Annotated in this window: 9 protein-coding genes; 2 read left to right on the top strand and 7 right to left on the bottom strand. The window is 70.8% G+C overall.

Features of this window, described 5'->3' with window-relative positions; translation table 11 throughout:
• The first annotated feature begins 394 nt into the window (after positions 1–394).
• On the top strand, positions 395–2,611 hold the full coding sequence (locus tag ACZ5D2_RS37640; RefSeq protein ID WP_468935844.1) for a terpene synthase family protein: 2,217 nt from the start codon (positions 395–397) through the stop codon (positions 2,609–2,611).
• Between the two features lie 21 nt (positions 2,612–2,632).
• On the opposite strand, the gene ACZ5D2_RS37635 is transcribed toward ACZ5D2_RS37640, so the two are convergent.
• From ACZ5D2_RS37635 to ACZ5D2_RS37605, 7 genes are all read right to left on the bottom strand, one after another.
• The gene (locus tag ACZ5D2_RS37635) at positions 2,633–3,871 is read right to left on the bottom strand and encodes a GNAT family N-acetyltransferase (protein ID WP_468935841.1); all 1,239 of its coding nucleotides are present in this window, start codon (positions 3,869–3,871) and stop codon (positions 2,633–2,635) included.
• Positions 3,872–3,931: 60 nt separating this feature from the next.
• The gene (locus ACZ5D2_RS37630; protein ID WP_371676056.1) at positions 3,932–5,185 is read right to left on the bottom strand and encodes a YncE family protein; all 1,254 of its coding nucleotides are present in this window, start codon (positions 5,183–5,185) and stop codon (positions 3,932–3,934) included.
• Positions 5,186–5,406: 221 nt separating this feature from the next.
• On the bottom strand, positions 5,407–6,558 hold the full coding sequence (locus tag ACZ5D2_RS37625; RefSeq protein ID WP_468935838.1) for an XdhC family protein: 1,152 nt from the start codon (positions 6,556–6,558) through the stop codon (positions 5,407–5,409).
• A gap of 72 nt (positions 6,559–6,630) precedes the next feature.
• Positions 6,631–8,094: an NCS2 family permease gene (locus ACZ5D2_RS37620; protein WP_371676058.1), complete on the bottom strand. Its 1,464-nt coding sequence runs from the start codon at positions 8,092–8,094 to the stop codon at positions 6,631–6,633.
• Between the two features lie 321 nt (positions 8,095–8,415).
• Positions 8,416–10,815: a xanthine dehydrogenase subunit D gene (pucD, locus tag ACZ5D2_RS37615; RefSeq protein WP_468935836.1), complete on the bottom strand. Its 2,400-nt coding sequence runs from the start codon at positions 10,813–10,815 to the stop codon at positions 8,416–8,418.
• A gap of 2 nt (positions 10,816–10,817) precedes the next feature.
• On the bottom strand, positions 10,818–11,450 hold the full coding sequence (locus tag ACZ5D2_RS37610; RefSeq protein WP_371676060.1) for a (2Fe-2S)-binding protein: 633 nt from the start codon (positions 11,448–11,450) through the stop codon (positions 10,818–10,820).
• Positions 11,451–11,452: 2 nt separating this feature from the next.
• The gene (locus ACZ5D2_RS37605; protein ID WP_371676061.1) at positions 11,453–12,346 is read right to left on the bottom strand and encodes an FAD binding domain-containing protein; all 894 of its coding nucleotides are present in this window, start codon (positions 12,344–12,346) and stop codon (positions 11,453–11,455) included.
• Between the two features lie 255 nt (positions 12,347–12,601).
• Here ACZ5D2_RS37605 and ACZ5D2_RS37600 point away from each other — a divergent pair, with 255 nt between their 5' ends.
• Positions 12,602–14,281: a PucR family transcriptional regulator gene (locus ACZ5D2_RS37600; protein ID WP_371676062.1), complete on the top strand. Its 1,680-nt coding sequence runs from the start codon at positions 12,602–12,604 to the stop codon at positions 14,279–14,281.
• Positions 14,282–14,434: the final 153 nt, after the last annotated feature.

The following is a 14,434-nucleotide window of genomic DNA, read 5'->3' as shown; positions in this document are numbered from 1 at the left end:
CCCCGACGTCAACGGCGACGGCATCCCCGACCTCTACCTCACCCGCAACGACGGCACCCTCCACCTCTACAACGGAGGCCGCACCACCATCGGCACCGGCCGACGCGTCGAAGAAGACGACTGGGCCACCGCCCGCACCCTCGGATAGCCGGCCAGGACCACGAACAGGCGCTCGCCCGGCCGGGAATGGATTCCCGGCCGGGCGAGCGTCGTGGCGGCTCCCAACCCCTTCTAGCCCGTGCCGGAGGGTGAGCGCCGGGGAACCGCGCCCCCGTCACCCGATGAAGTGAATTCCGCCTTGTCCCACCGGCATCACGGGTATGGCCCTGCTGATCTCGTGCGGGGAGCGGGAACCGCCGGTCCCCGCGCACCTGACCGAAAGGCCCGCCCCGCCGTGACGCAGCCGTTCCAACTGCCGGACTTCTACGTGCCGTATCCGGCGCGACTCAACCCCCACCTGGAGGAGGCGAGGGCCCACACCAAGCGGTGGGCGCGCGGCTTCGGCATGCTGGAGGGGTCCGGGGTGTGGGAGGAGAAGGACCTCGACTCGCACGACTACGCCCTGCTGTGCTCGTACACCCACCCCGACTGCGACAGTGACGCGCTGGACCTGGTCACCGACTGGTACGTGTGGGTCTTCTTCTTCGACGACCACTTCCTGGAGATGTACAAGCGCTCCCAGGACCGCGAGGGCGCCAAGGCGTACCTCGACCGGCTCGCCGCCTTCATGCCGATGGACCTGGCCGCGGGCTTCCCCGAGGCCACCAACCCCGTCGAGGCGGGGCTCGCGGACCTGTGGGCGCGGACCGTCCCGGCCATGTCTATGGACTGGCGGGAACGGTTCTCCTTGTCGACGAAGAACCTGCTCGACGAGTCGATGTGGGAGCTCGCCAACATCAACATCGGGCGGGTGGCGAACCCCCTGGAGTACATCGAGATGCGCCGCAAGGTCGGCGGCGCCCCCTGGTCGGCCGGACTGATCGAGTACGTCTCCGCCGAGGTGCCCGCGCGCGTGGCGCACTCGCGGCCGCTCGGCGTGCTGCGCGACGCCTTCTCCGACGCCGTGCACATCAGGAACGACATCTTCTCCTACGAGCGCGAGGTCGCCCACGAGGGCGAACTCTCCAACGCCATCCTGGTGCTGGAGACCTTCCTCGGCTGCTCCACTCAGGAGGCCGCCGAGGCCTCCAACGACCTGCTCACCTCCCGCCTCCAGCAGTTCGAGCAGACCGCGCTCGTCGAACTCCCCCAGCTCTTCGCCGACCACGCCATGGACCCCGCCGAGATCGCGGCCGTCCTCGCCTACGCCAAGGGCCTGCAGGACTGGCAGTCGGGCGGCCACGAGTGGCACATGGTCTCCAGCCGCTACATGAACAAGGAGGCCAAGGCCACCGCCCCGCTCACCCTGCCCTTCCTCCCCAGCGGCCTGGGCACCACCGCGCTCGACCTCGGTTCCCTGTTCACCCGGCGGTCGATGGAACTGCGCCGCCGCTCCTTCACCCACGTCCCCTTCGAACGCACCGGCCCGTCCGTGATCCCGGACATCCACATGCCCTTCGAGCTCTCCCTCAGCCCGCACCTCGGCTCCGCCCGCGAGGGATCGGTGGAGTGGGCGCGCCGGATGGGTCTGATCGACCCGCAGCCGGGCGATCCCGGCTCCACCATCTGGACCGAACAGAAGCTGCGCGGCTACGACTTCGCCCTCTGCTCGGCCGGCATCGACCCCGACGCCACGCCCGGGGCGCTGCTGCTCAACGCGTGCTGGCTGACCTGGGGGACGTACGGGGACGACTACTACCCGGTGGTGTTCGCCCGGTCGGGGAACCTCGTGGCCGCCAAGGCGGCCACGGCCCGGCTGATCTCCATGATCCCCGTCGACCACGCCGAACAGCCGCTGCCGCTGACCGCGCTGGAGCGCTCCCTCGCCGATCTGTGGGTGCGCACCACTCAGGACATGGACGACCGGGTCCGTGCCGAGTTCCGGGCCACGCTGGTGAGCATGCTGGAGAGCTGGGTGTGGGAGACGGAGAACCAGATCGCCAACCACATCCCGGACCCGGTGGACTACGCCGAGATGCGCCGCCACACCTTCGGCTCGCACCTGACGATGTACCTGTGCCGGCTCGGCCAGGCCGGCCGCGGCATCCCCGAGGAGATCTACCGCTCCGGGACGATCCGGTCGCTGGAGAACGCGGCGGCCGACACCGCCTGCCTGATCAACGACGTCTTCTCCTACCAGAAGGAGGTGGAGGTCGAGGGCGAGGTGCACAACCACGTGCTCGTCACCCGGAACTTCTTCGACATCGGCTACGAGCAGGCCCTGCACATCTGCCACGACCTGATGACGCAGCGCACCGAGGAGTTCGAGCACATCGTCGCGACGCAGCTGCCGCTGCTCTACGAGGACTGGAAGCTGGACCGGGACGCGCGCGCCGGGCTCGACGCGTACGTCGTGGAGCTCAAGGACTGGCTGGCCGGGATCCTCAACTGGCACCGCAAGTGCCGCCGTTACCGCGAGGAGGACCTGCACCGGCCGGTCGACGGCCCGGCCGCCGCCATCGGGGCTTCCGGCTTCGGCATGGCGGCGGCCCGGATCCGCCTCCCCGCCTGAGCGGAGAAGCGCACCAGGGGGTCAGAACTCGTCCCCCGTGTGCGGGAGCGGCCCCGTCGCCAGGGCCGCGTCCAGGGCCGCCGCCGCGCCCGGGGTGTGTTCGGTCACCAGCCCGGCGGCCACCAGCTCCGCCGTCCTGGTCCCGCCCAGGTAGCAGGCGGCCAGCTCCCGTACGTCCAGGGTCAGGTCGGGGGTCGCGCGGGCGGGCTCGTACGTCGCCCCGCCCGGCCCGGCCTTGAGCCGGAACCGCCCGGCGTTCGCGGGCAGCCGTACGTCGGCCAGCTGCAGCACCAGTTCCACCGGCGCCGCCCACGACCGGGCCGTCAGCGCCGCGGCCACGTCGACCAGGCGCAGCCAGAGCGCCGGGAACTGGGCGGTGACCCTGACCTGGTCCCGGTCGGCGGCGAAGTGCAGCAGCGGGTCGTCGGCCGGGCGGCACCGGGCGCGGACGGTGCCGGTCAGGTCGAGGGAGGCCACGCAGTCCCACAGCGCGGCGGCGACGGCGGGTGTGTCGGCCTCCAGTTCGTCGACGCGGACCAGGCCCGGGGTGCGGACCGGGAAGGGGCCCGTGTCGTCCTGCGGCTTCGTGCGGTAGAGGACGTAGCCCGCCACCGGCTGTCCGGGCCGCCCGAGGGCGATGATCCGGGGCGGGCCCAACTCCTCGTCCTCCTCGTCCCGTTCGCACAGCCACTCCTGCTCCCAGCGTTCGGGGCCGCGGGTCGGCCGGCCGGCCCGGGTGCGGCGGGCGGCCTCGTGGTACGGGGCGATCACGTCGAGGGCGTCGGCCGGGTCCACCAGGCGCAGCGGACGCGGGTCGGGGTCGATCCGCAGGGCGAGGGGCCGGCCGGAGTCGATCTCGATGGTGACGCCCTGGGTGGCCGGCCCGTAGCCGAAGCGGCCGTAGATGGCCGGTTCCGATGCCCACAGGGCGGCGATCGGGCTGCCCGCGGCCCCGGCCCGGCGCAGCCGCTCCTCCATCAGCGCGGTGAGGACGCCCCGGCGCCGGTGGGTGGGGGCGACGGACACGAAGGTGAGCCCGGGGCAGTCGAGGTCGGCGCCCGGGACCGAGAGGCGGAAGGCGTGGGCGGCCATGAAGCCGACCAGCACCTCCCCGTCGTAGGCGCCGAGCCGGTCGCAGCCGCTCAGCAGGCGGTGGTGGCGTTCGCGCGCCTCCCGTTCCGGGCGGTCGTGGAAGGCCAGGTACGCGAGCTCCTGGGCGCGGTCGATGTCGGCCTCGGGTACCTCGCGGATGTCCACCATGATCCGGAGACTAATCGGTCATCGCGGACCGGTCACCCCATAATGGCCGGATCTGCCCGTTCAGGAGGGCGTGGGACCGCTCCAGCCGGCCGGAACGTGCCCGAGGCGGACCCGTTGGGGGTGGTCGCCGACCGGAACGGAGACCCGCTTGGCTCCGGTGGCGAAGTCGATGGCGGTGACCCGGTCGGCGCCGCTCTCGGAGATGACGCAGGCGGTGCCGTCGCCGTCGACCGTGGCCCAGTAGGGCTTGTCGGCCGGGACGAGCGGCCCCTGGGCGAGGGTGGCGCGGTCCACGACGGTGGCGTAGTCGTCCATGGTCCCGGCGACGCAGAGCTTCGTGCCGTCGGGGCTCATCGACAGGCCGTGGTGGCGGGAGTCGTTGACCCAGGTGGTGCGGTCGGTGCTGGTGGCGGGGTTGACGGGGAGTTCCTTGATCCGGGTGATCCGGTCGGTGGCCACGTCGTACTCGACGACGCCGTTGAAGAAGGACACCTGGAAGTAGATCTTCGACTCGTCGGGGCTGAAGGACATGGGCCGGACGGCGTCGGAGAGGTCGCGGCGGCCGAAGGCGTCGAGGCGTTCGCGCATGTCGATCACCCGGACGGTGCGGAAGGTCCGCGCGTCGACGACGGTGATCTTCCGGTCGCCCTTCGTCCAGTCCAGCCAGGGCGCGTCGAGGGCGGAGGTCACGTCACCGATCGAGCTGTTCCAGAGGTAACGGCCGTCCCGGCTGAAGGTGTTCTCGTGCGGCTTGTCGCCGGTGGCGAACGAGCCGGCCTCGCGGCCGGTGGCGATGTCGAGGACGTGCACGGTGTTGGCCGTGGACGCGGACACGGCGACGCGGGTGCCGTCGGGCGAGACCGCCATGTGGTCGGCGCGGTAGCCGGCCACGGGGAAGCGCCAGTTGATCCGGCCGGTGCGGACGTCGATGGAGACGACGTCGGCGAAGCTGGGGCGGGAGACCACGACCGCGGAGCCGTCCGGGGTGGTGTACATGTCGTCCGCGAACTGGTCGTGGCCCTCTCCGGCACCGGCCCGGATGCCGAGGAAGAAGGCGAGTTTGACGGGGTTGAGGTAGATCTCCCGCAGCCGCTCCTCCTTGTCGGGGATCACGTTGATCCGGCCGATGCGGGCGAGGTCGCCGGTCGAGGCGAGGGCGTCGGCGGTGCCGTCCCAGTTGTTCCCGACGAACAGCACCTCGCGCAGGGGTTCGGCGGGGGCCGCCGCCCGGCCGGGCGCGGCCAGGGCGGTGACGGCGGTGGCGGCGAGGAGGACCGCGGCCAGCGGGTACCGGGTGCGCAGGCTTCGTAACATCCGTTCGACTCCATGAGGGGGGAAGGGTGGAGCGGAAAGTGCAGCAAAGGGGTGGGGCAGAGGGGTGGGGCGGAAAGGTGGGGCGGAAGGGCGTGACGGACCGCTTGCTGTTACCGGCGGGTAAAATAGACGGAACGCCGAAAGGGCACAACCCCCGCGGGGTCGTGCCCTTTCGGCGTGTACGGGTGCGGCGCCCGGCGCTACCGCCGCTCAGCACCGCTTCAAGCGACGGAACCGATCCGGCTGACCACGGTCTGCGACGGGTCGTGGTGGATCGGGATGTGCGCGCCGGTGAGCGTCGCCCCGGTGCCGCCGCGACGGTTCGCGACGATCTCGGCGGCGATGGACAGCGCGGTCTCCTCCGGGGAGCGGGCGCCGAGGTCCAGGCCGATCGGGGAGCGCAGGCGGGCCAGTTCGAGCTCGGTCACGCCGACCGCGCGGAGCCGCTCGTTGCGGTCCTCGTGGGTGCGGCGGGAGCCCATGGCGCCGATGTAGGCGACGGGAAGCTTCAGGGCCAGTTCGAGGAGCGGTACGTCGAACTTGGCGTCGTGGGTCAGCACGCACAGGACGGTCCGGCCGTCCACCTCCGCGCCCTCCAGGTAGCGGTGCGGCCAGTCGACCACGATCTCGTCCGCGTCGGGGAAACGATTCTTCGTGGCGAAGACGGGCCGGGCGTCGCACAGGGTCACGTGGTAGCCGAGGAACTTGCCGATCCGCACCAGGGCGGAGGCGAAGTCGATGGCGCCGAAGACGATCATCCGCGGGGGCGGGACGCTGGACTCGACGAGCACCTTCAGCGGCTCTCCGCAGAGCCTGCCGTCGGCGCCGATCTCCAGGACACCGGTCCGGCCGGCGTCGAGCATGGCGCGGGCCTCCCCGGCGATGGTGCGGTCGAGCAGGGGGTGTCCGCCGAAGCCCCCCTCGTAGGAGCCGTCGGCCTGGACGAGGAGCGCGCGGCCCACCAGCTCGGCGGGGCCTTCGGCGATCCGGGCGACGGCGGCCGTCTCCCCGTGCGCGGCGGCGGCCAGCGCACGGGCCAGCACCTCGCGCCACGGGGAGCCCACGGGCACTGGGGTGACCAGGATGTCGATGATTCCGCCGCAGGTCAGGCCCACGGCGAAGGCATCGTCGTCGCTGTACCCGAAGCGCTCAAGGACGGTCTCGCCGTCTTCGAGCGCCTGGCGGCACAGCTCGTACACCGCGCCCTCCACGCATCCGCCGGAGACCGAACCGATGGCCGTGCCCTCGCCGTCCACGGCGAGTGCGGCTCCGGGCTGCCGCGGGGCGCTCCCGCCGACCGCCACGACCGTGGCGACGGCGAAGTCACGTCCCTGCTCGACCCACCGGTTGAGTTCTTCGGCGATGTCCAGCATGTGCGGCCTCCTCGGAGGGTTCGGGTTCCAGTATCGGATGCGTGGAGGGTCAGGTACGGATCACGTCCGGACCTACTTCACGCCGAGCCACGCCTCGATGGGGTGGAGGGCGAAGTAGATCAGGAAGATGCCGGTCAGGACCCACATGAAGCCACCGACCTCGCGCGCCTTGCCCTGCGCGGCCTTGATGGCCACGTAGGAGATGACGCCCGCGGCGACACCGGCCGTGATCTGGTAGGTGAACGGCATGATCACGACGGTCAGGAAGACCGGGATCGAGGTCGCGCTGTCGGACCAGTCCACGTGGCGGGCGTTCTGCATCATCATCGCGCCGATGACCACCAGGGCGGCCGAGGCGACCTCACCCGGGACGATCTGGGTGATCGGGGTGAAGAAGAGGCAGGCGGCGAAGAAGAGGCCGGTGACGACGGAGGCGAGGCCGGTACGGGCACCCTCGCCGACGCCGGTGGCGGACTCGACGAACACGGTCTGGCCGGAGCCGCCCGCGATGCCACCGATGGCGCCACCGGCACCGTCGATGAACAGCGCCTTCGACAGGCCCGGCATGCGGCCCTGGTCGTCGGCCAGCTTGGCCTCGGTGCCGACGCCGATGATGGTGGCCATCGCGTCGAAGAAGCCGGCGAGCACGAGGGTGAAGACGATCATGCCGATCGTCATGACGCCGACGTCGCCCCAGCCGCCGAACTCGACCTTGCCGAACAGCGAGAAGTCGGGCATCGAGATCGCGGAGCCCGCGAGCTCCGGCGGACCGTTCTTCCAGGCCTTCGGGTCGATGTTCACGACGGCGTTGAGGATGGCCGCGAGGACGGTGCCGCCGACGATGCCGATGAGGATCGCGCCGCGGACCTTGCGGGCCTGCAGCATGAAGATGGCGAGCAGGGTCACGCAGAAGAGGAAGACGGGCCAGCCCGAGAGCTCACCGGTCGCACCCAGCTGCACGGGGGGCATGAACTCCCCGCCGTTGCCGACGAAGCCGGCCTTGACGAGGCCGATCAGGGCGACGAAGAGGCCGATGCCCATGGTGATGGCGTGCTTGAGCGCGAGGGGGATCGCGTTCATGATCATCTCTCGGAGGCCGGTGACGACCAGGAGACAGATCACGACGCCGTACATCACGCACATGCCCATGGCCTGCGGCCAGGTCATCTGCGGGGCCACCTGCGAGGACAGGACGCCGGAGACGGACAGGCCGGCGGCCAGGGCCAGCGGGACCTTGCCGACGAAGCCCATGAGCAGGGTGGTCAGGGCGGCGGCGAAGGCCGTGGCCGTGATCAGCGCCTTCTGGCTCATGGTGTCTCCGGCGACGTCCTTGCCGGAGAGGATCAGCGGGTTGAGCAGGAGGATGTACGCCATCGCCATGAAGGTCGTGATGCCGCCACGAACCTCGTTGCCGATGTTGGAGCCTCTGTGCGTTATGTGAAAGTACCGGTCGAGCCAAGAACGTCCGGCGGGGGCCAGAGAGCCGTCGCCGGCCTCCTCCGCACTGGTCTTGGGCTCCACGGATGACTGGGTCATGGTGCCTAACTCCCAAGGTTCAAAGGGGCACCCGCTTGAAGATTGGAGACGCGGGATTTGGGAAACTGCGTTTGGCTGCACGACCCGGGGTGACGGCCCGAGGCGACGCGAGAAGTGCACTGCGTGTACTGCGGGTAGTGCGGGGGTGACCGCTGGTACTACGTGGGGGTTTTCTGCAGGGGTACTGCCGGTTCTGCGAGGACCGCGAGCGGTGCGGTACTCCGTGCTCCGGGCGGTGCGACTGGAAGTGTGACGTTCCCGTGTCACACCGCCCGGAAATCTGGGGGGTCCGGGGGCCTCGCGGCCCCCGGACCGGCCGTCCTAGAGGGTCCCGGTGAGGGCTTCCGGACGGATCGGCGTCTTGTTGAGCTCCAGACCGGTCGCCTGCCGGATCGCCGCGAGGACGGCCGGGGTGGACGACAGGGTGGGGGCCTCGCCGAGACCGCGAAGGCCGTACGGCGCGTTCGGGTCGGCGAGCTCCAGGACGTCGACCGGGATGGCCGGGGTGTCGAGGATCGTCGGGATCAGGTAGTCCGTGAAGGACGGGTTGCGCACCTTCGCGGTCTTCGGGTCCACGATGATCTCCTCCATGACCGCCACGCCGAGACCCTGGGTGGTACCACCCTGGATCTGGCCGACCACGGAGAGCATGTTCAGGGCCTTGCCGACGTCCTGGGCGGTCGCCAGCTCGACGACCTTGACCAGGCCGAGCTCGGTGTCCACCTCGACGACCGCGCGGTGCGCGGCGAAGGTGTACTGGACGTGGCCGTCCCCCTGACCGGTCTTGAGGTCGAAGGGCACGGTCGGCCGGTGCCGGAACTCCAGCTCCAGGTCGATCGCCTCGTCCTCCAGGATGTCGGCGATGTCCGCGAGGACCTCACCGCCGTCGGTGACGACCTTGCCGCCCTCCAGGAGCAGCTCCGCGTGGGCCCAGGCCGGGTGGTACGAGCCGTTCTTGCGGCGGCCCAGCTCCAGCAGCGCCTCGCGGACGTGCTCACAGGTGTTCTTCACGGCGCCACCCGTCATGTACGTCTGCCGCGAGGCGGACGTGGAACCGGCCGAGCCGACCTGCGTGTCGGCCGGGTGGATGGTCACCTGCGTGACACCCAGCTCGGTACGGGCGATCTGCGCGTGGACGGTGACACCGCCCTGGCCGACCTCCGCCATGGCCGTGTGGACCATCGCGACGGGCTCGCCGTTGATGACCTCCAGCCGTACGCGGGCGGTGGAGTAGTCGTCGAAGCCCTCGGAGAAGCCGACGTTCTTGATGCCGACCGCGTAGCCGACACCCCGGACGACGCCCTCGCCGTGGGTGGTGTTGGAGAGACCGCCGGGCAGTGCGCGGACGTCCGCGCTCTCGCCGGCCGACTCCCACTGGCGCTCCGGCGGCAGCGGGCGGGCCTTGACCCGGCGCAGCAGCTCGGCGACGGGCGCCGGGGAGTCCACGACCTGGCCGGTGGGCATGATCGTGCCCATCTCCATGGCGTTGAGCTGGCGGAACTCGACCGGGTCCATGCCCAGCTTCGCCGCGAGCCTGTCCATCTGGGCCTCGTACGCGAAGCAGGCCTGGACGGCGCCGAAGCCGCGCATCGCGCCACAGGGCGGGTTGTTCGTGTAGAGGGCGATCGCCTCGATGTCGACGTCGTCGATGACGTACGGGCCGACGGAGAGGGAGGAGGCGTTGCCCACGACCGCCGGGGAGGCCGACGCGTACGCGCCGCCGTCCAGGACGATCTTGCACTTCATGTGCGTGAGCTTGCCGTCCTTCGTGGCGCCGTGCTCGTAGTAGAGCTTCGCCGGGTGACGGTGCACGTGGCCGAAGAAGGACTCGAACCGGTTGTAGACGATCTTGACCGGCTTGTTGGTGGCCAGGGCCAGCAGGCAGGCGTGGATCTGCATCGAGATGTCCTCGCGGCCGCCGAAGGCACCGCCGACGCCCGAGAGCGTCATGCGGACCTTCTCCTCGGGGAGACCGAGGACGGGGGCGATCTGCTTGAGGTCCGAGTGCAGCCACTGGGTGGCGACGTAGAGGTCGACACCGCCGTCCTCGGTCGGCACGGCCAGACCGGACTCCGGGCCGAGGAAGGCCTGGTCCTGCATGCCGAAGGTGTACTCGCCCTCGACGATGACGTCGGCGCGCTTGCGGGCCTCCTCCACGTTGCCGCGGACGATCGGCTGGCGGTGCACGACGTTCGGGTGCGGGACGTGACCGGCGTGGTGGTCGTCGCGGCCCTCGTGGATCAGCGGCGCATCGGCGGCGAGGGCGGAGGCCTCGCCGGTGACGAGCGGCAGCTCCCGGTAGTCGATCTTGATCTTGGCGGCCGCGCGGCGGGCGGTCTCCGGGTGGTCGGCGGCCACGAGGGCGACCGGCTCGCCGTGGTGACGCACCCGGCCGTGGGCGAGGACCGGGGTGTCCTGGATCTCCAGGCCGTAGTTCTTCATCTCGGCCGGCAGGTCGTCGTACGTCAGGACCGAGTAGACGCCGGGCATCGCCAGCGCCTCGGAGATGTCGATGGAGACGATCTCGGCGTGCGCGACGGTGCTGCGCAGGGTCTGGCCCCACAGCATGTCCTCGTGCCACATGTCCGAGGAGTACGCGAACTCACCGGTGACCTTCAGCGTGCCGTCCGGGCGGAGCGTGGACTCGCCGATGCCGCCCTTGGCGTGCTTCTGGGTGACGTTCGTCGGGGTACCGGACGGCGTGGTGCGGGTGTTGGCCATGATCAGAGCGCCTCTCCCTGACGGGCGGCCGCGAGGCGGACCGCGTCGAGGATCTTCTCGTAACCCGTGCAGCGGCAGAGGTTGCCGGACAGGGCCTCACGGATGTCCTGGTCGGACGGGTCGGAGTTGCGCTCCAGCAGCTCGTCGGCCTGGACCAGCAGGCCCGGGGTGCAGAAACCGCACTGGACGGCGCCGGCGTCGATGAACGCCTGCTGGATGTCGGAGAGCTCCACGCCCTCACCCGTCTGGGAGTCACCGGCCCGCGGGGGGAGCCCGCTGCCGGACCCGTGCGCGGACCAGCGCTTGGCCTCGTCGGTGGAGACGCCCTTGCCGCCGCAGCCGCCGCCGGTGCCGCAGGCACCGCCGTGGCCGTGCTCGGCACGCTGCTTGGCGAAGTCGGCCAGGCCCTCGACGGTCACGACGTCGCGGCCCTCGACCTGACCGGCCGCGACCAGGCAGGAACAGACCGGCACGCCGTCGAGGCGGACGGTGCAGGAACCGCACTCGCCCTGCTCGCAGGCGTTCTTCGAACCGGGCAGGCCCAGGCGCTCACGCAGCACGTAGAGGAGGGACTCGCCCTCCCACACGTCGTCGGCTTCCTGCTGACGACCGTTGACGGTGAAATTGACGCGCATGGTTACGCAGCCCCTTCGAGCGGGCGGCCGGTGGTGCCGCGGTACTGCTCCCACGTCCAGACGAGCTGGCGGCGAGCCAGGATGCCGACCGCGTGGCGGCGGTACTTCGCCGTGCCGCGGACGTCGTCGATCGGGTTGCACGCGCCGGAGGCGAGCTCACCGAACTGCTTGGCGATCGACGGGGTGATGACCTTGCCGTTGTCCCAGAAGCCGCCCTCTTCGAGCGCGGCGTTCAGGAACTCCTCGGCGGCCTTCGCCCGGATCGGGGTCGGGGCGGCGGAGGCGATGCCCGTACGGACGGTGCGGGTGTCGGAGTGCAGGGCCAGGCCGAAGCCGCAGACCGCGATGACCATCGCGTTGCGCGTGCCGACCTTGGAGTACTGCTGCGGGCCCGTGGCGTTCTTGATGTGGACCGACTTGATGAGCTCGTCGGCGGCGAGCGCGTTGCGCTTGACGCCGGTGTAGAACTCGTCGATCGGGATCAGCCGGGAACCGCGTACCGACTCGACCTCGACGCGGCAGTCGGCGGCGAGCAGCGCGGGGTGGGAGTCACCGGCGGGCGAGGCGCAACCGAGGTTGCCGCCGACACCGCCGCGGTTGCGGATCTGGGGGGACGCGACCGTGTGCGAGGCGAGCGCGAGACCCGGCAGCGTTCCGCGCAGGTTCTCCATGATCTGGGTGTACGGGACGGAGGCTCCGAGCCGGGTGACCTCCTCGCCGACCTCCCACTCCCGCAGCAGTTCGATGCGGTTGAGGTCCAGGAGGTATTCCGGGCGGCGGTGGTCAAAGTTGATCTCGACCATGATGTCGGTGCCACCCGCAATGGGCACAGCTGTCGGGTACTCGGCCTTGGCGGCGAGCGCCTCCTCCCAGCTGGCGGGGCGAAGGAAGTCCATGTGCGGCTCTCTTCATTCTCAATCGGGGTAGTTCATTTCAAGCCAGGAGACCGATGGCCCTCGACTGGTCGTTCACGTGCCGTTAACGCGGTGTGTAGCCAGTACACAAGCCGCGCGTCTCCCGGGTGCAGTCACCGAAACCATGAAGGAGTTGGCTGACGGCCTCCCTCGTCTTGTAGATTCGTATGAAAGGCAGGATGCGACGACCTGCCCGATTTCCAACGGCAACATTCGAGACAGATCGGCGGCGACATCATGCGGCTGCGCGCACTGCTGGAAACCGAGGCGCTGGGGCTGCGGCTGCTGGGCGGCGAGGAAGAACTCGACCGGACGGTCCGCGGGGTCATGACGACCGACCTGAGGGATCCCAGCCGATACCTATCCGGGGGCGAACTCGTCCTCACCGGCCTGGCCTGGCGAAGAAATTCAGCCGACTCCGAGCCGTTCGTACGAATCCTCGCGAGCGCCGGGGTCGCGGGCCTCGCGGCCGGCGAGGCGGAGCTGGGAGACATCCCGGACGATCTCGTTTCAGCCTGTCGGCGCAACCGGCTCCCGCTCTTCGCGGTCAATGAGGACGTTGCATTCGCCACCATCACGGAGTACGTGGTGCGGCAGGTCTCCGGGGAGCGCGCGGGCGATCTCGCGGCCGTCGTGGACCGCCACCGGCGCCTGATGACATCCGGTCCCGCGGGCGGCGGACCCGATGTGGTGCTGGATCTGCTCACCACGGACCTCGATCTCCGGGCCTGGGTGCTCTCCCCCACCGGCAGGCAGATCGCCGGGGCCGGGGAACCACTGGCTCCGGGCATCTGCGCGACGCTGGCGAGCGAACACCTCGCGGCGGTCCGGACCGGCCGCAGGGGCCCGCACCGGATGTCCATCCAGGGTATTACCTACTCCCTGTTCCCGATCAGGGGACACGGGCGCGGACCAGCGGGTCCCGCCGCCCGGGACGTGCGCGAGAGCGTGCTCTCGGACTGGCTGCTGGCCGTCGAGGCCGACGCGGGCGACTGGCCCGCGGAGCGCCTGGACCTGCTGCAGGGCGTCACCCAGCTGATCGCCGTCGAGCGGGACCGCCGCGACGGCGCCCGCACGGTGCGCCGCCGGCTCGCACAGGAAGTCCTCGAACTGGTCCAGACGGGTGCCCCGCCCGCCGAGATCGCCGCCCGCCTGCGGGTGGCCGCGCCCGTGCTGCTGCCCGGCCTGGGCGCCGCCCCGCACTGGCAGGTCGTCGTGGCCCGGGTGGACTGGGACGGCGGGGACATCCCCGGCGGCCCGGTGGCCCAGTCGCTGCTGGAGGAGATCCTGGTCGACCCGTCGATGTCCGGGCCGGAACCCTCCGACCGGATCGCGGTCGCCCACTCGGGTGACGAGGCCATCGCCCTGGTGCCCCTGCCGGCCCTCTCCGGCGACTCCGGCGAGGACAAGGGGCCCGACTCCGCGCTCCACGCGGACGCGCTGTTGGCGGCCGTACGCGAGCCCCTGGCGGCCGGTCTGGCCGACGACGGGCGGCTCACCCTCGGCGTCAGCGCGGCCGTGCACTCCGCGGAGGGGCTGCGCGGGGCGCTGGAGGAGGCCCGGCACGCCCGCCGGGTCGCCGCGGCCCGGCCTGGCCGGGTCTGCGCCGCCGGCCACCACGAGCTCGCCTCGCACGTGCTGCTGCTGCCGTTCGTCCCGGACGACGTGCGCCGCGCCTTCACGGCCCGGCTGCTGGACCCGCTGCGCGACTACGACCGCCGCCACCGCGCGGAGCTCATCCCGACCCTGGAGGCCTTCCTCGACTGCGACGGCTCCTGGACCCGCTGCGCGACCCGGTTGCACCTGCACGTCAACACGCTGCGTTACCGGGTCGGGCGAATCGAGCAGCTGACCGCGCGCGACCTTTCCCGGCTGGAGGACAAGCTCGACTTCTTCCTCGCCCTGCGGATGAGCTGATTCCGCAGGCCCCGCCCTCCTGAACAGGGAGGGGGCCGAGGGGACGGCGTGAGACGGCTGACGAGCCGTCCGGACTTTGTGAAAGAGTTCACCCGACCCCTTGGCCGAGGCAGCCGATCCGTGCTCTCATTTCGCCCCAGGGCTCAAAGACGT

Source organism: Streptomyces sp. NPDC031479 (genome assembly GCF_055581065.1).
This window is presented reverse-complemented; position numbering and strand designations above follow the sequence as displayed.